Source organism: Williamsia sp. z71 (assembly GCF_059553375.1).
Map to the genome: position 1 here is coordinate 160,689 of NZ_JCANWX010000009.1, position 23,017 is coordinate 183,705.

The following is a 23,017-nucleotide window of genomic DNA, read 5'->3' on the forward strand; positions in this document are numbered from 1 at the left end:
CCTCGAAGGGAACAATCACATGAAGACACGCGGCGCGATCATCCGCCAGGCCCCGGGCACTTATGAGGTCGCCGAGCTCGACCTCGACGAACCACGGCAGGGTGAGATCACCGTGCGGATGGTCGCCTCGGGTCTGTGTCACTCCGACGACCACATTGCCTGCGGAGACCACGCGGTTGCCTCCTATCCGATCTGCGGTGGTCACGAGGGGGCCGGCGTGGTGGTGGCCGTGGGCCCGGAGACCCATGGCTGGGCAGAAGGCGACCACGTCGTGTTCTCCTTCGTTGCCGCTTGTGGCCGATGCCGTTGGTGTGCAAAAGGTTTGCAGAACCTGTGTGACCGCGGCGCGGCGATCATGGCAGGGACTCGGCCGGATGATCCGACGAGCTTCCGGCTCAGCCTCGACGGGGCGCCGGTGGCGCAGACCTGCGGTCTGTCCACCTTCAGCGAATACACCACCGTCAGTACGGATTCAGCCGTCAAGATCATCGACAAGGATCTGCCCTTGGAGGTACTGTGCCTGCTCGGCTGCGGCGTGGTGACCGGTTGGGGGGCCGCGGTCAATTCCGCACAGGTATACCCCGGGCAAACCGTCATCGTCGAGGGCATCGGCGGTATCGGGATCAACGCCGTCCAGGGGGCCGCGCATGCCGGCGCCGCGCACATCATCGCGGTTGATCCGGTCGGGTTCAAACGGAGCAGTGCGCTGGAGTTCGGTGCCACTCATGCAGTTTCGGGTATGGAGGAGGCCACGGAGATCGCGCGGTCATTCACCAATGGGCAGGGGGCCGACGCGGCGATCGTCACCGTCGGCGTCACCACGGGCGAGCACATCGCGGCGGCGTTCTCGGCGATCCGGAAGGCCGGGATCTGCGTGGTCACCGGACTTGGCAAGATGACCGACGTGGGCATTCCGATCAGCCCGATGGAGCTGACCCTCTACCAAAAGCGTTTGCAGGGTTCGCTATTCGGATCCTGCGCGCCCACGGCGGACATCCCGTGGATGATCGATCTGTACACCTCGGGCAAGCTCGAGCTCGACAAACTGGTGACCAACACCTACAAACTCGACGACATCGCTCAGGGCTTTGCGGATATGCACGCAGGCAAGAACCTGCGCGGAGTCGTCCACTTCTGACAGCTGCAGTTTCAGACTCGGCGCGGGTGTCGAGTTCACCAGGTCAGACGGTGAACTCGACGCCCTCGTCCGTTGCGAGTCGATGGAGCTCTTCGGCCTGTTCGCAGTAGTGTTCGGCCGTTTGAGCCACCAGTGAGGTGCCGACGATGGTCGCTCCCGCATCACGCAGTCGCGCCAGGGTGCGAACGGTCTTGTCAGGATCATCCAGCGGATCGAGGGGGAACCCGGCCGACAGGACGACCTCGAAGGACGCGGGGAGAGTTACGGCTTCCAGCATCGTCTTGAGTTCGGATGCGCTGAGCCCGAACGGAACCCACCCATCGCCGTGTTCACACGCCCGGCGCAGCGACCGTTTGGTGCGGCCGCCGATCCAGATCGGGACCCGCTGCGCCGCGGCATGTGGCTCGACAACGAAACCCTCGTAGTCGTAGAACTGGCCGTGATATTCCGGCTGCGATGTCGACAGGGACATCCGAATTGCGGCAAGCGCGTCATCGGCACGGGCCCCGCGGTCATCGAACGGCGCGCCGATCAGTTCGAACTCCTCTTTGAGGGTTCCCACACCCAAGCCGAGGATCAGACGGCCACCGCTGATGCGATCGAGAGTTCCGTAACGCTTGGCGATTTCGAGCGGATGATGGTAGCCGAGCACCAAAACCTGTGTGGCCAGCCGTATTTGCCGAGTGCGGGCCGCCAGGTAGCCGAACGTGGCCAGCGGATCCCAATACGTCCCGCCACGCTCGGCTGCCACATCGACCGGCACCGCCACATGTTCACTGCAGGTCAGATGGTGAAACCCCAAACGATCAGCGCATTGCGCGATCTCCGCCACATCGTCGATGGTTGCGGTGGCTTCCCACGCCGAACGGGTGCTCGGGTGCTGGACCAGGACCGGTGTTGAAATGCCAAGGCGCATATCGTTGCAGCTTTTCTGTGGTGGTGTCGGCCGACGATTCAGCTCAGGCGCTCGAGAACCATCGCCATGCCTTGTCCGCCGCCGACGCACATGGTTTCGATGCCGAAGGTCTTGTCGTAGGTCTTGAGGTTGTTGATCAGGGTGGTGGTGATCCGGGCACCGGTCATGCCGAACGGGTGGCCCAGGGCGATCGCGCCACCGGAGACGTTGAGCTTGTCGTGGTCGATGCCGAGTTCGTTGGCCGATCCGAGGACCTGCGCGGCGAAGGCCTCGTTGATCTCGAACAGGTCGATGTCGTCGATGCTCATGCCGGCGTGGCGTAGTGCTTTGCGGACCGCTTCGATGGGGCCCAGGCCCATGATCTCGGGGGACAGGCCGGTGGCTGCGGTGGCGACGATCCGGGCGAGCGGGGTCAGGCCGAGGGCTTTGGCCTTGGTGTCACTCATGATGACCAGTGCGGCGGCACCGTCGTTGAGGGGGCAGGCGTTGCCTGCGGTGACGGTGCCGTCGGGGCGGAAGACCGGCTTGAGCCCACTCAGCTTTTCGTAGGTGGTGCCGGCGCGGGGGCCGTCGTCGGTGCTGACAAGCGTGCCGTCGGCCAGGGTGATGGGGTCGATCTCGCGGGCGAAGAACCCGGAGTTGATGGCTTCTTCGGCGCGGTTCTGACTGAGAACGGCCCAGCGGTCCTGGTCTTCACGAGAGACCTTCGAGAAGGAGGCGACGTTCTCCGCGGTCTCACCCATGGGGATGTAGATGTCGGGCAGCAGTCCCTGCTCACGGGGATCGCTCCACGTGGAGCCACCCTCGGCAGCTTTGGCGGTGCGCTCCATCGCCACGGCGAACTCGGGGTTCTTGGTGTCGGGCCACCGGTCTGCACTGCCGAAGGCGAAGTTCGAGACGCTTTCGACGCCGCCGGAGATGAACACATCGCCTTCGCCGGCGCGGATCGCGTGCAGCGCCATGCGGGTGGTCTGCAGCGAGGACGAGCAGTAGCGGTTCACGGTGACACCGGGAAGGTGATCCATTCCGGCCAGGACCGCGACGACGCGGGCCATGTTGAAGCCGGCCTTGCCTGCGGGCTGTCCGGAGCCCAGGTGCAGGTCGTCGATGTCGGCGCGGTCGAGTTCGGGGACCTTGCTCAACACGGTCTCGACCATCTGGCGGGCCAGTTCGTCGGGGCGGACGTCTTTGAGTGAACCTTTGACGGCCCGGCCGATCGGTGACCGGGCGGTGGCGACGATAACTGCTTCTGGCATGGGGAGTCCCTTCGAAAAACGTGAGCGCGTAGAGCATCGCGGGCGTGCCGGTGGTCGGTTTGCTGACATGGCCGCCAGACGTCTGCTCAGACCAACCTAGCAAGTGCTTGGTTGGCGAGCTGAGTGAGCCTGGTCAGCGCCGGAATGCCACGCGGGACCCGCGAGGGGTCACAGTGGAACAGTGTTGACGTCGTTCGGTGACCAGAAGGCGCGCATGCTGGTGATGAGTCCGTCGTCGTCGAAGGTCATGACATCGATCGGCTCGATGGTGATCACCGCATCCGCCGTGGTGGTGGCGACCCGGAAGTGAAACGCTGCGGAGTTGCCGGCGACCCGGACGGTGATCAGGTCGGCCGTAGAGCTCGTACCGTCCATCTTCGAGTAAAACGCCCGGATGTTCTCGCGGCCTCGGCGTGGCTCGGAACCCACCGGGTCTTCGAGCGTTCCCTCCACTGCGTAGAGAGCGGCGATGTCGTCCGCTGTCCCGGTCCCCAAGAGCGAAACATACTGGGAGACAGTGTGAAGGATCTTCTTCGGCAGGTCAGCAGGACCGCTGTTCGTTGACGTCACCGGACGAGATCACCAGTTTTCGCAGAGATTTTCCAGCAGGTTCCCGGTGGGTGGGAGATCACTCGGTCAGGAGAGGGCGGAAAGGATCTCCTTCGCCAGCGGTCCGGAGGAGGCCGGGTTCTGGCCGGTGAAGAGATTCCGGTCGACGACCACCTCGGGCTCCCAGGGTGAGCCGTGCTCGTAGTCGATGCCGAGTTCGATCATCCGGTCCTGCAGCAACCACTTTGCCTTCGCGGCGAGCCCGACCTGCTCTTCTTCGGTGTTGGAGAATCCGGTGGCCCGGTAGCCGGCGAAGGTCGCGGTCCCATCGGGCCGGTGAGCTGCGAGGAATGCGGCCGGGGCGTGGCAGACAACACCGAGGGGGCGACCCGAATCCAATGCCTCGGTGAGGAGCCGGCCCGAGACCTCATCGACCGCGAGGTCTTCCATCGGCCCGTGGCCACCTGGATAGAAGACGGCTGCGTAGTCGTCCAGATTCACGGTGTCGAGTGGGATGGGTTGTTGCAGTGCCTGGTTGGAGCGCACCTTGGCTGCGACGGTATCGGCGCCTTCTTGGCCGCCGTTGACATCCGGGCTCAGGCTGGCCTCATCGACGACCGGGACCACACCACCGGGCGTGGCGACCACCACTCGGTAACCGGCGTTGGTGAACTCCTCGTAGGGCGCGACGAATTCCTCGGCCCAGAAACCCGTTGGATGTTTGGTCCCGTCGGCGAGTGTCCAGTGCTTGGCTCCGGTCAGGACGAACAGTATGTCTGCCACGGTGTGCTCCTTTGCGCGTAAATGGCGGAGTCGATGCTTCACCCCGGTGTCTGCAGGGCACTGCCTGGTTCAAGGTCTTTAGGGCCGCTTGATATTCCTCGACGCCCGCCCGCGTTGACGGCGACCAGCCCGGCCAGCAACACACCCGCGCCGATGAGCTGGGCGAACGCCATCGTCTGGCCGAGAAGCCACCACGAGAACAGGGCCGAGGCGACGACCTCGACCAACGCGATGAACGAGGCGGGCGTTGCACCGAGCAGGCGGACCGCCTGCACCCCCGTGACGTACGCCAGGCTCGTCGAGATGCCTGCCACCGCCAGGGCCACCAGCCACCAGGGGATCTCCGTGTGGGCCAGGACCGCGGAGTCGGTCGCGGCGGACATCGGCAGCACCCCGATCGCACCGGAGATCGCGATCACCACGGTTCCCACCATCAGACCGCCGGCGGCCAGCGCCAGCGGGTCGACGCTGGTGCCGGACTTCGTGAAGTCGTCGGTGGCCAGGATGAAGTAGGCGGCCAGCCCGATCGCGGCACCGATTGCCCACAGCAAACCGACCGGGTCGATGTCACCGATGCCTTCCCCGCCCAGGATCACCAGGAACAGGCCGCCGAGCGCGACCACACAGCCCAGTCCGGTGAGCAAGCTCTGCCGTCGCCTGCGGACGAGCCAGTCGTAGACGACGACCAGGATGATGCCCGAGTATTCGCAGAGCAGGGCGATCGGGACGTCGAGATACCGCACGGCGTTGAAAAAGCTCAATTGCACGACGGCCACACCGAGAACCCCGTAGGCGACCACCAAGACCGGGGCGCGCCGCAGATTCTCGAACAATCGGCGGCGCAACAGGATCAGCGGAATGGCCAGGAGTAGCGACCCCAGCCCGAGGCGGACGACTGTGACCGAGGCCGACGACCAGCCGCTGTCGATGAGCGCCTTGGCCAGCGGACCCGACGTCCCGAAGCAGATCGCCGAGGTCAGTGCGACCAGTACGCCGTACGCCGGACGGGCCGTGCTGTCCGTGGGCATCGCTTTTACTCGACCGGTCATGCCAGTAGTAAAGCCCACGCGCCGACCCTGCCGAAGCGCGGACGATACCGAACCGCGCAATCAGAGGCGGAAGAGCATGGTCTCCGCGGTCAGGCCGGGGCCGAAGGCCATGGCGCTACCCATGCCCGTCGGTCCACCGTCGGCGGCTTGCCTCATCATCTCGGCCAGCACGAAAAGCACTGTCGCCGAAGACATGTTGCCGTAGTTCTCGAGGATCTGACGCGACACCGCCAGGTGCTCGGGTGTGAGTTCGAGTGCGCTTTCCACCGCGTCGAGAATGGTCCGGCCACCCGGGTGGATGGCCCAGAGGTCTATGTCTGCGGGTGTGCGGCCGGCCAGGATCAACTTGAGGTTCTCCGCGTTGAGGGCTTTGCCCAGCTGTCCGGGCACTTTGCCCGAGAGCACCATGTCGAAGCCCTCGTTGGCGATCCGCCAGGTGATCAGCTCGCGGGTCTGCGGGACCATGACCTGCTTGAACGAATCGAGGGCGATGCCGGTCTCGTCAGCGGAGATGATCGCCGCCGCGCAACCGTCACCGAAGATGAGGAAAGACAACATCGACTCCAGGCTCTTCGGCTTCTGCAGGTGGACCGAGCAGAGCTCGACCCTCACGAGCAGCACCTTGGCGTCGGGGTTTGCCCGCACGATGTTATTGGCCGTCTTGAGTCCGGTGATACCGGCAAAGCAGCCCATGAAGCCGATCTGGGTGCGATCGACGTTCGGGCTGATGCCGCAGTTCTCGATCAGGTCGTAGTCGATACCCGGCGAATAGAAACCGGTACAGGTGACCAGTACCAGATGGGTGATGTCGGCGGCCGCATCGCCCAGATCCAGTCCTTCGACGGCTTTCTGCGCCAGCCCGGGTGCCTTGTCCTCGTACTCGATCATTCGGGTCCCGGTGTCGACGGAGCTGGGGTTCGCGCCGTAGAACCGCACCGGATCATCCACCGACGACCACCGGTGGCTGATCTGCGCCCGTTCGGCCATCCGCTTGAACAGCAGCTTCTTGCCCCGTTCCTCGATCACCTCGGGGGCGTACCGGACGAACAGGTCGTGGCAGTCGAATGTCGGTACCGCAGTGCTGATCTGGTTGACGTAGGCAGTTGGCATGAGGAGGTCCAAGTCTTGTTCGAAAGCGTTGGGGGAGTCGCGCCGTCGCAACCCATGTCTGACTCAGGTGGCCCTGGTCTGTCCGATACCGTCACCAACGTAGGTCGGGTCCTGCCCGCCTCGCAACAGTGGTGTCCGTCGGATGACTGATTCTTCGGCTTGCGTCGGCGCGGTTTCGGCCGTGATGGTGTCGAATGGAAATGCCCTGTCCGCCAGCGGGTTAGCAGTTGGTTGCCAGAAGGCAAGCAGATGTGGGCCAACATGGGAGCCGAGGTATGACGCGATGAAGGTGGTCCTCTGTAGCGCCCCACTGACCGGACACGCGACTCCGATGATCGCGATCGGCAGGCAACTGGTCCAAGACGGTGCGGCGGTCACGATGCTGACGGGGAGCCGGTTTCGTGACCGCGTGGAAGAGGCCGGTCTGGAGCATGTATCGCTTCCGCCCTCCTGCGACTTCGACGAACGAGACCTGGACGGGCACTTCCCGGGTCGGGCACGGATGCCCGGCGTCCTGCGCTCCCGCTTCGACCTCGAGCACCTCTTTGCCCGGGCAATCATCGACCAGCACGACGGCCTGACCGCTGTGCTCGACGACGGTGCCGTCGACGTGGTGCTGGCGGAGAATCTGTTCCTGGGAGTGTTGCCGCTGTTGAGCGCAAACCGCGACCGACCCCGGGTCGGTTCGGTGTGCACCTCTCCGCTGATGGCCGGCAGCGCCGACACCGCGCCCTTCGGACTCGGATTCCCGCCGTCGACAACACCTTTGGGCATGCTGCGGAATCGGGTGCTCACCGCCACGTCGATGTCGCTCGTGTTGCGGCGGGCCAACCGGATCGCGGACGACGCCGTACGCACGACGGTCGGGTGCGCCGCCGCGTCGTTTGTCCTGGACTGGCCGTTGCTGGCGGACGACATCTTCGTCTTGACCGCCGCCGCATTCGAGTATCCGCGCCGCGACCTCGACCCGGTGCTCCACTTCGTCGGGCCGATCCTGGGGCGTGGTGGTCCCGAACCGGAACCGCCGCCCTGGTGGGATCGGGTTCAGGGGCCCGAACCCGTTGTGGTGGTGACCCAGGGGACGCTCGACAATGAAGACCTGGGTCGACTGATCGAACCGACCATCGCCGGACTTGCCGATACCGGCATGGTCGTCGTCGCGACGACAGGCGGTCCTGCGGCAGCATCGGTGAAGACCACCGCCGCCAATGCGGTTGTCACCGAGTTCGTCCCATTCGATCTGATGTTCGGGAAGACGGACGTGCTGGTGACCAACGGTGGTTGGGGCGGTGTGCATTTCGCGCTCACGCACGGTGTCCCCATGGTGATCGTCGGCTCCACGGAAGACAAGAACGAGGTCGCCGCCCGGGTGGTGCGGTCGGGCAGCGGTGTCCGCCTGCGGTCCGCCAGGCCGTCGGCCATCCGGCGCGCGGTGCAGACGGTCCTCGACGACCCCTCATACCGCGAGCGGGCGCTGGCGCTGCAAGCGGAACTGGCCGGGATGGATGGTGCCCGCGGCATCAGCGAGGCGCTCACCCGTCCACCGAAGAACACACGCGAAGCCCCGGGCCCGTGGCAGCCCCGGTAGTCATCGTCGGTGCGGGACCGACCGGTCTGACGACCGCCTGTCTGCTTGCCGAATACGGCGTCGAATCGGTGGTGCTCGATCGCCGGCGCGGTGTCTACCCGCTGCCGCGGGCGGTCCACATCGACGACGAGGTCCACCGGATCATTCAAAGTGCCGGTGCGGCACCGGATTTTGCTCCATTTGAGTGCGCTGCCCGGGGGATGCGTCTGGTCGACGGCCGTCGAAGGACTCTGATGGAGTTCCGGCGCGAGAATCCGGTCGGTCATTCCGGGTGGCGGCAGAGCACGATGTTCGACCAGCCCGATCTCGAGCGGGCGCTGCGGGCGACCGCGTCGCGGCAGCGGTCCACAACACTCGTCGAGGGGTGCACGGTGACGCGGGTCCGGACGGATCCCGACGGGTCGGTGGCCGTCCGGGTACGTGACGATGATGGATCGGAGCGGGTGATACGCACCGGGTTCGTGCTCGGGTGCGATGGCAGGTCGAGTGTGGTGGGTGCCGAAATCGGTGGGGGTGACATCGATCTCCGCTTCGACCAGCGCTGGCTGGTCGTCGATGTCCGGGCGGCGACCGACCTGCAGATGTGGGCAGGGGTGCACCAGGTCTGCGCGGGCGCGCAGGCCGCCACCTTCATGCGGATCGGCGCCGACCGGTATCGATGGGAGTTCCGGTTGCCCGATCACGGCGACCCGGACCAGGCCGGGAGATACGGCGAGGAGAAGACCGGGCGTCCGGACGACGGCTGGGCGATCGATGCCATTCGGGCGCAGGTGCAGCACGAAGCGCCGGACATCGAGATCGTCCGGACCGCGACGTACCGGCACAGCGCCCGGGTTGCCAGGCGGTGGCGCTGCGGACCGCTCTTCGTGCTCGGGGATGCCGCGCACACGACACCGCCCTTCATCGGGCAGGGACTCGGCGCCGGATCGCGGGACGCGATGAACCTGGCGTGGAAACTCGCCGCGGTGCTCGGCGGAGACGCCGACGAGCAGTTCCTCGACACCTATCAGTCCGAACGTCGGCCGCACGTGCTGCGTGCGGTGGCCGCGGCCACCACGATCGGCCGGGTGATGTCGGTCCGCGCACCCGCTCGCGGCCCCCTCGACCTGGCACTACGCGGACTCCACCGGATGCCCGGTTCGGCGCAGGTGGGACCACGGGTGATCTATCCGCCGCTCGGCAGGTCGTCGATGCGGCTGCGGGATCGGATCACACCCGCAGCGCGATCGGTCGGCAGACTCTTTCCGCAGTTCGTCCGGTCGGGCCCGGCCGGCGCGTTCGAGGGCAGCGACGAAGTACTGGGCAACGGCTTCGCGCTGGTCCATATCGGCCCGCCGGGCCATGGGGTGTCGCGCCTGGCACCCGGTGGCCGGTCTGCGGTGCCCGCCGACTTCGGTGGGGCGTCACAGGAGGTCGGGGCGTGGTTGCGCCGGTGCGGCGCCAATGCCGTTCTCGTGCGCCCGGATCGGGTGGTGTGTGCGGTCGAATCGACCTCCGGCAGGGTGTATCGCGGAACACTCGCCGATCGGGACCAACCTCGCTGTCGCCGGTAGCGATCGCTGGTAAATTGCGGCAGTGGGATTTCCGAGGCGAGGTGTGGCCGCCATCTGTGCCGTATTGGTTCTGGCCGGGTGTGGCGATGCGTTCTCGGCATCGATGTCCGAGCAGGCGCAACCGGTACCGCAGGCGCACTGGCAGGTGAAGCTCCCGATGCCCGGTGAAGTGGTGCAGACCGAGGACTGGGTCTCGTCGGCCGCCGCCGGTTGGCAGATCTCCGGCAGCAAGATCCTGTACCGCTCAACCGATGTCGACGATCAGGGCGTGATCGTTTCGGGGACGGTCTTCAAGCCGGAGGGCGTTGCGCCCGCCGATGGATGGCCGGTCCTGGCGGTCGGGCACGGTTCGACCGGGATCAACACCAACTGTGCGCCTTCGCTGACCGACAATCTGTACGGTCTGTCCGGGCTGGTGAGGCGCTACCTGGACGCCGGATTCGCGGTGACGTTCCCGGATTTCTCCGGGCTGGGCACCAACAGCGGCCCGCATCCCTACCTCGACTCGTATGCCGCTGCCCGGACGATGATCGATTCGGTGCGCGCGATCGGTGAGGTCTATTCGGATATATCGGAAACCTGGGTGTCATACGGGATCTCGCAGGGCGGCGGCGTGACGTGGGCTGCCGACGAGATCGCCGGACGGTACGCACCAGAACTCGACTTGGTGGGCGCGGTCGCCCACGTGCCGTCGACCACCAAGGTTCCGCTGGTCGACGGTGCGGTCGCCGGGAATCTGACCGTCGAACAGCAGGGCGTTCTCCAGTGGCTGGAGGAGTCGCTCGCGCGCCGTCATCCCTCCCTGAACCTCAATGAATTGCGCAGCCCGGCACTGGCGGCGCAGTGGAATGCGCTGAGCGACTGCGGCCGATCGCCGGTACGCGGTGCGGCGCTGAGCAAGGTCTCGGCCCAGGATTTCCGGCCGACGACCCCTGCGGCCACCGAGACCCTGCGCTCCCTGCTGCAGGAGATGGCTTTGCCCAGAGCGAGTCTGAGCGCCCCGCTCTACGTGCTCTACGGCGGCAACGATCGGTTCAATGATCCGAGGTGGACCGGCGACGCGATCGGCCGGGCCTGTGAGCTGGGCGGACCGATCACGGTCAACTTCCAGCCCGCCGCCGGCCACGTCGACGTGAACACCGCCGACGTCGAGCAATATCTCAAGGATCGGATCGCCGGGCTCCCGGTCAGAAATGACTGCCGCAGATGACCGGATCATCGACGAAGCGGTGGGCGCTGTTGGCCGGTGCCATCGTTGCCGAGGTCAGCGCGACCCTGGCGTTGCGGGCAGCGGTCGATCACGCGGCCTGGGTGACGTTGGTCGTGATCGGGTACGTCACGGCATTCGCGTGCCTGGCACTGGTTCTGCGTGAGGGCATGCCGATCGGCGTGGCGTACGGAGTCTGGGCCGCCTGCGGTGTGGCCTTGACCGCGGTCTTGGCCGCAGTGCTGTTCAGCGAACCGTTCACCTGGGTCATCGGTCTGGGCATCGCGATTGTGATCGCGGGTGTGCTGTTGGTGGAACTCGGTTCCCACCCTGCCGAGCAGTCGCCCCGATCAGAGCCGGAGCAGTAGCGCCGATGCAATGGGTTTATCTGGCCATCGCCATCGGAGCCGAACTGATCGGGACAATGTCGCTGCGCGCCTCGGACGGCTTTCGGAAGATGGTGTGGCTCATCCCGACCGTGCTCGGTTACCTCACCGCATTCGGTGCGCTGGCGTTGTCGCTTGCCGAGGGCATGCCGGTCGGGATCGCGTACGGGATCTGGGCGGCAGTCGGCGTGGCACTGACCGCGGTGGTGGCGTGGATCCTGTTCAACGACCCGCTCACCTGGCTGATGGGGGCCGGCATCGCCTTGATAGCCGGGGGAGTACTGATCATCGAAATCGGTGCCGCGCACTGACGTCGACTCCCGATGTTGGTGGCCCCGGTGGGCAAACCCGCAGGTCGGTCCCGCCTGAACGCACCACGGCCGGGGGTGACGAGTGGTTCGGCGCCGCTGCGGTGTTGACTGATTGCGTAGCGATCGCTGCGTCAACTGTGAACCCGGATAGAGGATTTGTGACTGCCGTGGACCGACCCCCGATGGGCTCCGATGCGATCGGGATCGGCGGGACACCGCGACGTCGGTTGCAGTGGATCGCGTTTCCCGCGGTGGTGTTCGCGTTCACGGTCGTGATGATGGGGACCACCCTGCCCACCCCGCTGTACCCCGAGTACGCACGCGAACTGGGCTTCGGAAGCGCGATGACCACGGTCATCTTCGCGACCTATGCGATCGGGGTGATGGCCGCACTGATCGGGGTCGGCCGGTTCTCGGACACCATCGGCCGTCGTCCGATGCTCTATGCCGGACTGGCCCTGTCGCTGGCCAGCGCGGTGCTGTTCATCATCGGTGGCAGCCTGACGATCCTCTTCGTCGGCCGGGTGATCTCGGGATTCTCGGCGGGCATCTTCACCAGTACCGCCACCGCCGCAGTGATCGAGGCCGCGCCGAAAGGTCGCCGGACCATGGCCACGGCGGTCGCCACTGCGGCCAACATCGGTGGTCTCGGGCTCGGCACACTGCTGGCGGGTCTGGTCGCCGAGTTCGCGCCCGGCCCGACCCGCACGGTGTTCGTCGTCCATGCGGTGCTCCTGGTGATCGCCGGACTTGGGCTTATCACCGTGCCGGAAACGGTGAAGGTACTCACCGGCGCGCGCCCCAAGCTGCAACGTGTCAACGTCCCGCCGTCGGTGCGTGGCGTGTTCGCTCTTGCCGCGGTCGGTGCGATGGCGGGATTCGCGGTGTCGGGGCTGTTCAGTGCCGTCGGGCCCAACTTCCTGGCCCACGTGCTCGACGAATCATCGCCCGCGCTCGCCGGAATCGTCGTCTTTGTGACCTTCGGTGCCTCGGCCGTGGCCCAGATCGTGTTCATGAGAGCGCGCGTCCGCCCCTCGCTGCTGTACGGGTATCTCGCGCTGGCGGTGAGTATGGCGATTCTGATCGTGAGCTTGGTTGCCGAGTCGCTGCCGGGGCTGCTTCTCGCGTCGGCCATCTCGGGTGCCAGTCAGGGTGTGTTGTTCGCCAAGGGTATTGCGGCGATCGCAGCCAAGGTCGAGCCGTACCGTAAGGCCGAGGCCACATCGGCGTACTTCGTGGTTGCCTACCTGGCGATCTCGGTCCCGATCATCGCCGTCGGGATCGCCTCCTCGGCCTGGGGCCTGACCACCGCCGGCGTCGTCTTCTCCGCGGTGATCGGAGTGATCGCGGTGGCCACGGTGACCGGTCTGCTCCTGCGACCGCGTAGCGCCACCTGATCAGGCAAGAGGTGCATTACGCGCATCATCGCCGAACGCCTGATCGTGGTTTTGCCTGGGGCTATCGTGACTCACAGATACTGATCGACCTGTAACCCCTGTTTGCCTATCGGGACTGGATCTGGGATGTGACTTCCGTGGGCCCGTCCGAATCGCCGGAGGACGCCGCCGCCCCGGCGCGGAACCGAACGCAGATGATCGCGTTTGTGGCGGTGGTCTATGCGTTCACGGTGGTGATGATGGGGACCACGCTGCCGACTCCGCTGTACCCGGAGTTCTCCGAAGAGTTCGGGTTCGGCACCTTGATGACCACGGTCATCTTCGCCGTCTACGCACTCGGCGTGCTCGCTGCTCTCATCGGCGTCGGCAGATTTTCCGACACCATCGGCCGCCGGCCGATGCTCTATGCCGGCGTCGCACTGTCGTTGCTCAGTGCCGTGTTGTTCATCATCGGCGGAAGCCTGGAGATGCTCTTCATCGGCCGGGTCATCTCGGGGTTCTCGGCCGGCATCTTCACCAGTACCGCCACGGTGGCGGTGATGGAGTCGGCGCCACAGAGCCGCCGCGGGATCGCGCCGGCGGTGGCCACCGGAGCGAACATCGGTGGCCTCGGGCTCGGCACCCTGCTCGCCGGTGTGGTCGCCGACCTGGCCCCGGATCCGACCCACACGGTCTTCGTGGTGCAAGCGGTGCTGGTGGCGATCTCCGGTGTGGGCCTGCTCAGGGTTCCGGAAACGGTCGACGTGCGAAAGGGCGCTCGCCCGAAACTGCAGCGGGTCAGTGTCCCGCCTTCTGTGCGTGGCGTTTTCGCCCAAGCCGCCGTGGGTGCAATTGCCGGCTTCGCGGTCTTCGGTCTCTTCAGCGCGGTGGCGCCGGACTTCCTTGCCGACGTGCTCCACGAGAAGTCGCCGATCGTTTCCGGTGTGGTGGTCTTCGTGCTGTTCGCTTCGTCGGCGATCACCCAGATCGTGTTGTCCAAAGGGCCCATTCGGCCGTCCTTGCTCTACGGATATGTGGCATTGACCGTGAGCATGGTTGTGCTGATCGTCAGTTTGCACGCCGAATCGTTGGTCGCGTTGGTTGTTGCGGCGGTGATCTCGGGTGCGAGCCAGGGCGTCCTGTTCGCCAAGGGAATCGCGGCGATTGCCGCACGCGTCGAACCGCACCGTAAGGCGGACGCAACGTCGGCATATTTTGTGGTCGCCTATGTGGCGATCTCGGTGCCGATCATCGCCACCGGGTTTGCCGAGCAGGCCTGGGGCCTGAGGACCGCGAGTGTGGCGTTTTCGGTCGTGGTCATCGTCCTGGCACTGGGCGGATTGATCAGTTTGCTGATGCGGCCCCGCGAGTCGATCAGCTGAACGTGGCGTCCAGCGCCGCTGACAGATCGGCGATGATGTCGGCGGGGTCTTCGAGTCCGATCGAGAACCGGAGGTGTCCCCAGGTGCGGAATTCCTCTGGATAGTGCTGCACCCGTGGACCACTCGTACCGACGTGCACGATCAGCGTTTCGTCGTGACCGAGCGATACGGCCGAGGTGATCATCCGCAGATTCGAGACGAATCGGTTCTGGGTGTCGGAATCGCCGTTGACGGCAAACGCCATCATCGCGCCGTGGCCACGGCCACCGAACTGGGTGGTCGCCAGCGCGTGCTGAGGATGCGACTCCAGGCCGGGGTAGGCCACATAGGCCACGCGCCTGTCGCTCTCGAGGAACTCGGCGACCTGCGCGGCCGACTCCAGGTGCCGGGCCATCCGCAACGGAAGTGTGATCGACCCGCGACTGATCAGCCAGGCATTGAACGGTGAGATCACGCCGCCGACGTCAACCATCGCGTCGGTCTTGATGGGATCGATCAGTGCCTTGGCGCCCAGGACCGCGCCGCCCATCGCGTCGCCGTGGCCGTTGTAATACTTGGTCAGCGAGTGCACCACCAGATCCGCACCGTCGGCGAGCGGCCGGTACAGCGGCGGTGGTGTGAATGTCGAATCGACGACCACCAGCGCGCCTGCGGCATGCGCGATCTCGGCGACCGCACCGATATCGGTGACCTTGGTGGTGGGATTGGCGATCGCCTCGATGTGGACCAGGCGGGTGTTGGGCCGCAGTGCTGCCCGCACCGAATCGAGGTTCGAGGCATCGACAAATGTCGCCTCGATGCCGTATTTACGAGGCAGGAGTTCGGTGAACAACCGAAACGTCGCCTCATAGGTGACGTCGGCGATCAGCACGTGGTCCCCGGACTCGAGATGGGTGAAGAAGACCGCATGCAGCGCGGCCACCCCCGAAGCCAGGACGACAGCGTCCTCGGCACCTTCGAGTGCGGCCAATTTATGCTGCAACGCAATCTGATTGGCCCCGGAGTTACGGGTGTAGAGCGGGATCTCCGTGCCCGACCAACTGACCTGCGACGGATCATCGGGCAGTGCATACGAATTGGCCATCACGATCGGCGTACGGATCGCTCCGGAACCCTTGTCGATGCTGTTGCCGGCATGCACCGCTTGGCTGCCGAAGGCGAGTGTGGCGGGGTCGTGGCTGTCGGGGCGTGACATGTGCTCAGGGTAGGAGGGCGGCGGCCACCCCCGCCAACGCGACGCGCCCACGCCGTCTGTCGAAACGGCCCGGAGCAGATGACGACCCGAAAACGTGGTTGCAATCGGAAATTTGGTATCACAATGTTTGTGAGCTATCACAAACGTGGGCGGGCGGAGATGTCACATGAATATCGCGGTGCTCGGTGCCAATGGCGCGGTCGGGACGAGGGTGGTCCGTAAATTGCGCGACGACGGCCACGACGTCGTCCGGATCGGCCGCAGACCGGACGACAACGACGTGCTGGTCGATCTCGCCGACGCGGGCGGGGAGGCGTATCGCGCGGCGGTTGATGGCATGGATGTGGTGGTCAACGCTTCCGGGATCGAGGATCCCGCCCTCGCGAAAGAGGCTGGGGCAGCACGATTTGTCGACATCAGCGCCACCCCGCGATATCTCGAGGCGATCATGGCCGCGCCGGCCGCAGGTGGTGTGCTCACCTGTGTCGGGCTCGCTCCCGGCCTCACGACCATCTTGGCAACTGCACTGGCCGCCGACTCATCCGACGGCGTCGACATCGGATTGATGCTCGGGGCGGGTGAACGTCATGGCCGGGCGGCTGTGGAATGGACGGTCGACCTTCTCGGTACGTCGTTCACCGATTATGTCTCGGGTGAGCGGATCCGGAACATGGTCAGGTCAAGAATTCTCGAGGGCCCGCACAACAGTCGAAAGCGATATGTGCGAGCCGACTTTCCCGACTATCTGGCAATCGGCTCAGATGGACCGCATGTGGCGAACTACCTGACCCTGAGTTCGGTGTCGGCGACGCTGGCGTTGCGGGCTGCGGCGCTGATGCCGGTTCTGGGCCGGCCCATGCTGAGGAAGATCCACATGCCCGGAAGCGAAGAGTGGTCGGTGCTGGTCCGTAACCGGAACACCGGTCGATGGCTGTACACCGAGGGCCGCAACCAGTCCGAGATCACGGCCACGATGACCGTTGCTGCCATCGAAGCCGCGCAAGGACGCATCGATCCGGTGTTGCTCAGCTGCGATGTCCTCGACACCAACGCTCTACATGCTCACTGGGACATCATGATTCGAGCTGGTCGTTAGACCGTCCCGATGATGTGCCCCTTTGGCGATCAAAGCCCAGGTGGACGCCGCCAGAAGGGCACATCATCGGGTTAGGGGAGCAGGTTCATTCGCCGGGCCGTGACCACGGCTTCGTGCCGGTTGTGGACGCCCAGCTTGAGCATCGCGCTGCGCAGATAGCTCTTCACGGTCTCCGGTTTCACCGAGAGTGTCTTCGCGGCTTCGGCATTGGAACAACCCAGCGCCACCACCGCCAGGACATCTATCTCCCGGCGGGACAGGTCGACATCGGGTGCCGGTTCTGCCGCCTCGCCGCCGACGACGCGAGCAAGCCGGTCGGACAGGTCACGGGCCCGACCGCCCTCGACCGGTTCGATTCGCCCGGCAAGGTCACGGAGCCCGGCGTGGATGCTGCGCAACTCTTCCCGTGTCGCCGAGTCGGGACGCTCGGCGGTGTTCTCGGTGGCGGTGTTCTCGGTGGCGGAGGCGAGCATTCGGATTCGACGGTCCACCTCGTCGCGGATAGCGATCTCCGTCGCCAGCCGCCGGCACGCCGCGATCACCGACTCGGAGGTACGGCTGCTGATCGGAGCGGCGTCACGGCGCGCCGCATAGATCACCGCCCGGGCGGTGGAACCGACCACGACGGGCACCGCCAGGACCGACCGCAGGCCCTCGCCCAACACCGGCCCGTCGTAGTCGTGGGTGATCGCCGACGCGGTCCGGTAGTCGGACACCGACGCGGGTTGGCGTCGCTGCACCACTCGGCCACCGAGACCGGCCGCGGGGTTCACATTCAACCCCCGCAGCCCGTTGGTGCGGACCCCGAGAAACTCGGTGAGCAGCAGCGTTCCGGCAAGAACCTCGCCGCCGAACAGGACCGGGGTCTGTGGCTCCGTCGCCAGTGCCCGCATCTCGTCCCGGAGAGCGTCGGTATCGCGCGGTCGCAGCAGTGGGTGCCGGCCTGTCATCGGTGAGTCAGCCCTTTTCGGGGGTAGCGGGTGAGTTACTGTGACGTGGATCCTACTCCGGAGTAGAAGTGTCCTGACCAGTGAGGATTCAAAGGGAATATGTTTGCCACAACTGAGCGGGTCAGCGAGATGCTGGCACAGTACGACCGCCCCGACGCAAGTGCCGCTGACCTGCTGTGTGATCGCCACCCAGCCGACGCGGTGGCGTTCACGGTGATCGAGACCGACGACGCCGGAGAACTCGTCTCCGTCGATCTGACCTACGGAGAGCTGCGCGAGCAGTCGTCGAAGTTCGCGGCAGCGCTGGCCGGGCTCGGCGTCGAGCCGGGTGACCGTGTCGCAAGTCTGATGAGCAAGTCCGCCGACCTGGTGGTCGCGGCGTTGGGCATCTGGCGACGCGGCGCTGTCTACGTCCCGTTGTTCACCGCCTTCGCGTCTCCGGCGATCGCTTTCCGGCTGACCAACAGCGGGGCCAAGTTCGTGATCTCCGATCTCGATCAACTACCCAAGCTGGCCCCCGGTGACGACATTCCGGCCGATGCACCGTGGCAGGTCATCGCTGCCGGTGAGTCCGCGGAGCACGAACTGCAACTGGCCACGCTGATCGAGGCCCACGAGGCGGACGAGCCCGGTGGGCAGGCGGTCGCGGTCGGTGGCGAGGGACTCCTCGTCGAGCTGTTCACCAGCGGAACCACCGGGGCCCCCAAGGGCGTGCCGGTCCCGGTTCGGGCGCTGGCGTCGTTCCACGCGTACCAGGAGTTCGGGCTCGACGTCCGCCCCGACGACGTGTTCTGGAATGCGGCCGATCCCGGATGGGCGTACGGCCTCTACTATTCGTTGCTCGGCCCGCTCGCGACCGGCACCCGGAGCCTGCTGCTCCACGCCGGTTTCTCCCCGGCGTTGACGTGGAAGGTGCTCGAGCAGTTCGGTGTCACCAATTTTGCCGCCGCGCCCACCGTCTACCGCGCGTTGCGCGCCGACAGCGGACCGGTCCCCGAGTCGATCGGACTGCGGCGCGCGTCGTCCGCCGGTGAACCGCTGACACCCGACGTCGTCGGCTGGTCGAAGGATGTCCTGGGTGTGTCCGTACGTGATCAGTACGGACAGACCGAACACGGCATGTTCATCGTCAACGCCTGGCACGACGATCTGCGCGCCGACGTGCCCGCGGGCTCGATGGGACGGCCATTGCCGGGCTGGTCCTGCGCGGTACTCGCCGAGGACTCCGATACGCCTGCTCCGGTGGGGACCGTCGGCCGGGTTGCGATCGACACCACCGCCAGCGACCTGCTCTGGTTCACCGGATACGTGGACGCGCCGGAGAAGACGGCGGGCCGGTACACCGAGGACGGCCGCTGGTACGTCACCGGGGATTCCGGGTCAGTCGACGAGAACGGCTTCTTCACCTTCTCGTCCCGCGATGATGACGTCATCATCATGGCCGGTTACCGCATCGGCCCCTTCGACGTCGAAAGCGTGCTCGTGATGCATGAGGCCGTGGTCGAGGCTGCGGTGGTGGGCAAGGCAGACGAGCTGCGCGGCGAGGTGCTCGAAGCCTATGTGGTGCTCAGGGATCCGGCGGACGCGTCGGCCGAACTCGAGGCCGAACTCCAGCAGTTGGTCAAGAAGAAGTTCGCGGCCCACGCCTACCCGCGCACGGTGCACTTCATCGAGGCACTGCCGAAGACCCCCAGCGGCAAGGTCCAGCGCTTCCAGCTCCGCAAGCGCTGATCCGCATCGGGCGACCACCAGCGTCGTCGGGACTGTGACCAGAAACACACAACAATGGCCCGCCGATCATCGGCGGGCCATTGTTCTATCCGGAGATATGAGGCGAACGGGGTTCGTCGCTCAGCGCGGTGTGCGCTCTTGTGCGCGCTGCACCGCGGGATCGACCACCTGGTCGGAAAAGACCGGCTGCGGGATCCGCGGCGCGTCTTTGGAGCTCTGTGCGGCGGGCTCGGAGCGGATCGACTCGCGGTGCGAGAAGAGTTCGGTTTCGGGCATGCTGGCTTCTTTCTTTGTTTCGGTGCGGCTCTCGTGTTGTCGTGCGATGCACGGGATCTGCGCGAGAGCTGCCGGGTGTCGCCGGCGATCGTGGTCTGAAAAGACTCATTGGGAGAATCTCTTCGAGATGTTCCACGGTGCCAGGAAAAATGTGATCAAACGTCTACCGGCTATCGGCGATTCGCAGGGTTCCGAGGTATCGGATTCGAGGAGGTTCGACGAAGGTTGCCGGTGGTGGATGTATCCGACGATACCAAGTGTACGGGCAATTCGGCCGAACCGGTTGTATTGGGCACATATGCCCTACATCGACGTGGCGAAATGTGGTGCAGTAGATGTGCGGCGCGCGTTGACTGGGTGAAGCCCGGCGCGATTGTATGGGGCCGACGTGAACAAGGAGGTTCGACCATGAGCACCACGATCGTTGTAGGAGTAGACGGTTTGGAATCCGCCCTCGAGGCGGTGGCCTGGGCAGCGAAAGCTGCTGAGCGGCAAGGCGAATCCTTGTCCATCCTGGGCGCGTACGAAACCCAGGGCGCGCTGTACGCGCCGGCACTGGTCATCCCGCAGGATGTCGTCGACATCATCCGGCAAGAAGCACACGACAACGTGGACAAAGCCGCGGCAATGGTCCGGGATATCGCACCCGGCGTCGACGTGAAAACCAAAGTCGCCGAAGGGCGCGCAGGGACACTGTTGATCGAAGAATCGCACCATGCCTCGATGGTCGTGGTGGGCAGTCGAGGTCTCGGCGGCGTCAAGGGACTGTTCCTCGGTTCGGTGGGTGTCGATGTCGCCGCCCATGCCACGTGCCCGGTCCTCGTCTACGCAGGTCCCAGCGGGACCGGACCGGTTGTGGTCGGTCTCGATGGATCCGAATTGAGCGAGGGAGCGGTCGCCGCGGCGTTCGAACAGGCGTCATTGTTGAAGGCCGATCTGCTTGTGGTCCATACCTGGACCGACCTGGCCTCCGATGCGCTGTACGGATACGGACTCGAGCCCGATCAGCTGCAACAACTGTCCGATGACGCGCATGAGGTTGTTGCCGAACGGATCGCCGGCTTCGGCGCCGACTATCCCGACGTCGAGGTCAAGCGGGTGATCGTGCCCGACGGCCCGGTGCACCAGCTACTCGAGCACGCCAAAGATGCGAAACTGCTGGTGGTGGGCAGTCGTGGGCGTGGCGGATTCAGGGGGCTGCTGCTCGGCTCCACCAGCCAGGCGATCCTGCACAGGGCCCACTGCCCGGTCCTGGTCGTCAAGCCGTCGACCAAGGACTGACTCCGACGATTCAGCCGGGCTCAGCCGAGAGTTCTTGAGCGCCGGCGTTTTCGATTCCGGCGGTGCCGAGCGCTAGGACAGCTGCCACCTTTTGTACGCAGGTCCATGGTCACGCTGCGCCTCGATCCCGATGGTTGCGTTCGGGTTTGAGCAGTTCGGCCCACCAGACGAGTTCGTCCATCGCGCTGCGTGCCGAGACGATCGCGGTCTCGTCGAGCGTGAGGCGACCGTCGGTCACGTGGTCCCAGGGAGCGTGGATGACCACACCGTTTCTGGTGCCGACCGAATACAGTTCGGCGAACACGGCGCGTAGATGTTCCACTGCGCGTAGACCTCCCGACATGCCGCCATAGGACACGAAGGTCACCGGTTTGTGTTTCCACTCGAAGCGGTGGGCATCGACGAGAATTTTCAGCTCGCCGGGGTAGGAATGGTTGTATTCCGGTGTGACCACGATGAACCCGTCGGCGGTCGCCAGCAGGTCGGTGGTGTGCGGTCCGGTGGGTTCGGCGAGGTCGATGACCTCGATGTCGAGCCCATACGGATTGACTTGTTCGACAAACCATTCGGCCACGCGTGGGCCGATGCGACCGGGGCGGACGCTCGCGATGATCAGGGCGAACCCGAGGTGTGTTGCTTGCATGGTCATCAGTCTTCAAGTTCAAGGGCACTTGAAGTCAAGGGGGTACGATGCGAAAATGGCAGTGAACAAGTTGGAGTTGACGGTAGGGGAGTTGGCCATCCGGGCCGGCGTGGCGCCGTCGGCCGTGCGATATTACGAAGATCGCGGACTGATCTTCAGTCGCCGTACCGCTGGTAACCAGCGGCGCTATCACCGCGCGATGTTGCGGCGGCTGGCCTTCATCCGGGCCTCCCAAGCCGTCGGGATACCCCTGGCGACCATCGGTTCGGTCCTGGAGGTGCTCGGTGAACACGAGTCGCCGACCAAGGCGATGTGGCACAAGGCCTCGGTGCGGTGGATGGAAGACCTCGACGAGCGGATCGCGCTGCTGCAGCGGATGAGGGACCTGATGGACGGCTGCGTCGGCTGCGGCTGCCTGTCGATGAAGGCGTGCCAACTCCTCAACCCCGGCGACGTGTTCGCGCAGCAGGGAGTCGGCACCAACCGGTTGCTCACGCAGGAATGTGAAGAGAAACTCGAAGGTCATGAGCCGGCCGGCTGCGCCAAACCCTCGCCGCGCGCAGGTGGTCCAGCCGGCCGGGTCGGTCCCGTCCGCTCAGGCGGCTGAGTCGGCGCCGGCCTCCAGATCGGCGATCACCAGCTTGCCGTGGGTTTTCATCATCGCTTCACTGGCGCCCCGGGCGCGGGCCGGATCCGGATCGGTCAACAGTTCGTACAACCTGTTCGGCACGATCTGCCAACTGAGACCGAACGGGTCCTTCAGCCAGCCACACTCGGATTCGGAGCCGCCATTGGCGGTCAGCGCGTTCCAGTAGTAGTCGATCTCCTCCTGTGATCCGCAACGAACCACAAACGACACCGCCTCGCTGAAATGAAATTCCGGGCCGGCGTTGATGCCTTCGAAGCTGTTGCCGGACAAGGTGAACATGGCGGCGAGGATGCTTCCTTTCGGTCTCGGATCATCCTCGCCGACGTACAAAATCTGGTCGATGGTCGAGTCGGGGAAGGTCTCGGTGTAGAGCTTCATGGCTTCTTCGATGTTCTGGTTGAACCAGAGCGAAGGGGTGATGGCGGGCATGTCCGGGTCCTTTCGGGTGTAGGAGGCGAGCAGACGGCCTGCTTGCCTCCGGCGCTGCGTCCACAGGTACCGACTGCGCCGGCGGTGAAAACTCACCGCGGAGGCCCAGCCGGTACTCGGGGCCGATCGGCTCGGGGTTCGAATCGTGACCTTGCCGCCGCCA

At 65.4% G+C, this 23,017-nt stretch carries 22 protein-coding genes and 1 pseudogene; 12 read left to right on the forward strand and 11 right to left on the reverse strand.

Translation table 11 applies throughout. From position 1 onward, the window contains the following. Positions 1-19 precede the first annotated feature (19 nt). Positions 20-1,138 carry an NDMA-dependent alcohol dehydrogenase gene (locus AC51GR_RS21465; protein ID WP_496326678.1) on the forward strand — a complete coding sequence of 373 codons (1,119 nt, stop codon included), beginning with the start codon at positions 20-22 and terminating at the stop codon, positions 1,136-1,138. A gap of 43 nt (positions 1,139-1,181) precedes the next feature. Here the strand turns inward: AC51GR_RS21465 and AC51GR_RS21470 are convergent, their stop codons facing one another. The 6 genes from AC51GR_RS21470 to AC51GR_RS21495 form a co-directional block, all read right to left on the reverse strand. Then, positions 1,182-2,054, reverse strand: coding sequence for an LLM class F420-dependent oxidoreductase (locus AC51GR_RS21470; RefSeq protein ID WP_496326679.1), 873 nt, complete (start codon positions 2,052-2,054; stop codon positions 1,182-1,184). A 38-nt stretch (positions 2,055-2,092) separates the two neighbouring features. Then, complete coding sequence (locus AC51GR_RS21475; RefSeq protein WP_496326680.1) at positions 2,093-3,310, reverse strand: acetyl-CoA C-acetyltransferase; 1,218 nt, start codon at positions 3,308-3,310, stop codon at positions 2,093-2,095. Positions 3,311-3,478: 168 nt separating this feature from the next. Then, positions 3,479-3,880 carry a nuclear transport factor 2 family protein gene (locus tag AC51GR_RS21480; protein ID WP_496326681.1) on the reverse strand — a complete coding sequence of 134 codons (402 nt, stop codon included), beginning with the start codon at positions 3,878-3,880 and terminating at the stop codon, positions 3,479-3,481. Between the two features lie 66 nt (positions 3,881-3,946). Further along, positions 3,947-4,642, reverse strand: a complete 696-nt coding sequence (locus AC51GR_RS21485; RefSeq protein WP_496326682.1) for a type 1 glutamine amidotransferase domain-containing protein — start codon at positions 4,640-4,642, stop codon at positions 3,947-3,949. A gap of 38 nt (positions 4,643-4,680) precedes the next feature. Further along, positions 4,681-5,670: an EamA family transporter gene (locus AC51GR_RS21490; RefSeq protein WP_496326683.1), complete on the reverse strand. Its 990-nt coding sequence runs from the start codon at positions 5,668-5,670 to the stop codon at positions 4,681-4,683. A gap of 81 nt (positions 5,671-5,751) precedes the next feature. Next, a complete protein-coding gene (locus AC51GR_RS21495; protein WP_496326684.1) occupies positions 5,752-6,801 on the reverse strand; it encodes a type III polyketide synthase in 1,050 nt (349 codons plus the stop codon). Between the two features lie 283 nt (positions 6,802-7,084). On the opposite strand from AC51GR_RS21495, the gene AC51GR_RS21500 reads away from it, so the two are divergent. The 7 genes from AC51GR_RS21500 (at position 7,085) to AC51GR_RS21530 (ending at position 14,604) form a co-directional block, all read left to right on the forward strand. Next, positions 7,085-8,389: a glycosyltransferase gene (locus AC51GR_RS21500; protein ID WP_496326685.1), complete on the forward strand. Its 1,305-nt coding sequence runs from the start codon at positions 7,085-7,087 to the stop codon at positions 8,387-8,389. Further along, on the forward strand, positions 8,374-9,942 hold the full coding sequence (locus AC51GR_RS21505; RefSeq protein ID WP_496326686.1) for a bifunctional 3-(3-hydroxy-phenyl)propionate/3-hydroxycinnamic acid hydroxylase: 1,569 nt from the start codon (positions 8,374-8,376) through the stop codon (positions 9,940-9,942). The genes AC51GR_RS21500 and AC51GR_RS21505 overlap by 16 nt, the downstream gene beginning before the upstream one ends. 22 nt (positions 9,943-9,964) lie before the next feature. Then, entirely contained in the window at positions 9,965-11,152 is a 1,188-nt protein-coding gene (locus AC51GR_RS21510; RefSeq protein WP_496326687.1) for a lipase family protein, read from the forward strand. Further along, positions 11,149-11,517, forward strand: a complete 369-nt coding sequence (locus tag AC51GR_RS21515; protein WP_496326688.1) for a DMT family transporter — start codon at positions 11,149-11,151, stop codon at positions 11,515-11,517. Before AC51GR_RS21510 ends, AC51GR_RS21515 begins: the two co-directional genes overlap by 4 nt. Positions 11,518-11,522: 5 nt before the next feature. Next, complete coding sequence (locus AC51GR_RS21520) at positions 11,523-11,846, forward strand: DMT family transporter (protein ID WP_496326689.1); 324 nt, start codon at positions 11,523-11,525, stop codon at positions 11,844-11,846. 167 nt (positions 11,847-12,013) lie between these two features. Then, on the forward strand, positions 12,014-13,243 hold the full coding sequence (locus AC51GR_RS21525; RefSeq protein ID WP_496326690.1) for an MFS transporter: 1,230 nt from the start codon (positions 12,014-12,016) through the stop codon (positions 13,241-13,243). A gap of 137 nt (positions 13,244-13,380) precedes the next feature. After that, entirely contained in the window at positions 13,381-14,604 is a 1,224-nt protein-coding gene (locus AC51GR_RS21530; protein ID WP_496326691.1) for an MFS transporter, read from the forward strand. Here the strand turns inward: AC51GR_RS21530 and AC51GR_RS21535 are convergent. After that, positions 14,597-15,799 carry a trans-sulfuration enzyme family protein gene (locus AC51GR_RS21535; protein WP_496326692.1) on the reverse strand — a complete coding sequence of 401 codons (1,203 nt, stop codon included), beginning with the start codon at positions 15,797-15,799 and terminating at the stop codon, positions 14,597-14,599. The genes AC51GR_RS21530 and AC51GR_RS21535 overlap by 8 nt on opposite strands. Before the next feature lie 166 nt (positions 15,800-15,965). Here AC51GR_RS21535 and AC51GR_RS21540 point away from each other — a divergent pair, with 166 nt between their 5' ends. Beyond that, positions 15,966-16,895, forward strand: a complete 930-nt coding sequence (locus tag AC51GR_RS21540; protein WP_496326693.1) for an SDR family oxidoreductase — start codon at positions 15,966-15,968, stop codon at positions 16,893-16,895. Between the two features lie 71 nt (positions 16,896-16,966). Here AC51GR_RS21540 and AC51GR_RS21545 read toward each other — a convergent pair whose 3' ends face one another. Beyond that, entirely contained in the window at positions 16,967-17,845 is an 879-nt protein-coding gene (locus AC51GR_RS21545; RefSeq protein ID WP_496326694.1) for a helix-turn-helix transcriptional regulator, read from the reverse strand. 99 nt (positions 17,846-17,944) lie between these two features. On the opposite strand from AC51GR_RS21545, the gene AC51GR_RS21550 reads away from it, so the two are divergent. Beyond that, positions 17,945-19,576 carry an AMP-binding protein gene (locus tag AC51GR_RS21550; protein WP_496326695.1) on the forward strand — a complete coding sequence of 544 codons (1,632 nt, stop codon included), beginning with the start codon at positions 17,945-17,947 and terminating at the stop codon, positions 19,574-19,576. Positions 19,577-19,696: 120 nt separating this feature from the next. Here the strand turns inward: AC51GR_RS21550 and AC51GR_RS21555 are convergent, their stop codons facing one another. Then, positions 19,697-19,852, reverse strand: coding sequence for a hypothetical protein (locus AC51GR_RS21555; RefSeq protein WP_482138084.1), 156 nt, complete (start codon positions 19,850-19,852; stop codon positions 19,697-19,699). Positions 19,853-20,260: 408 nt separating this feature from the next. Between AC51GR_RS21555 and AC51GR_RS21560 the strand changes: the two genes are divergently transcribed. Continuing rightward, the gene (locus AC51GR_RS21560; RefSeq protein WP_496326696.1) at positions 20,261-21,133 is read left to right on the forward strand and encodes a universal stress protein; all 873 of its coding nucleotides are present in this window, start codon (positions 20,261-20,263) and stop codon (positions 21,131-21,133) included. A gap of 109 nt (positions 21,134-21,242) precedes the next feature. Here the strand turns inward: AC51GR_RS21560 and AC51GR_RS21565 are convergent, their stop codons facing one another. Further along, positions 21,243-21,782 carry an NADPH-dependent FMN reductase gene (locus tag AC51GR_RS21565; RefSeq protein ID WP_496326697.1) on the reverse strand — a complete coding sequence of 180 codons (540 nt, stop codon included), beginning with the start codon at positions 21,780-21,782 and terminating at the stop codon, positions 21,243-21,245. A gap of 49 nt (positions 21,783-21,831) precedes the next feature. Between AC51GR_RS21565 and soxR the strand changes: the two are divergent. Beyond that, a pseudogene (gene soxR / locus AC51GR_RS21570) lies at positions 21,832-22,275 on the forward strand (redox-sensitive transcriptional activator SoxR); the annotation flags it as partial. A 96-nt stretch (positions 22,276-22,371) separates the two neighbouring features. Here soxR and AC51GR_RS21575 read toward each other — a convergent pair. Next, a complete protein-coding gene (locus AC51GR_RS21575; RefSeq protein WP_496326698.1) occupies positions 22,372-22,854 on the reverse strand; it encodes a VOC family protein in 483 nt (160 codons plus the stop codon). Positions 22,855-23,017 lie beyond the last annotated feature (163 nt).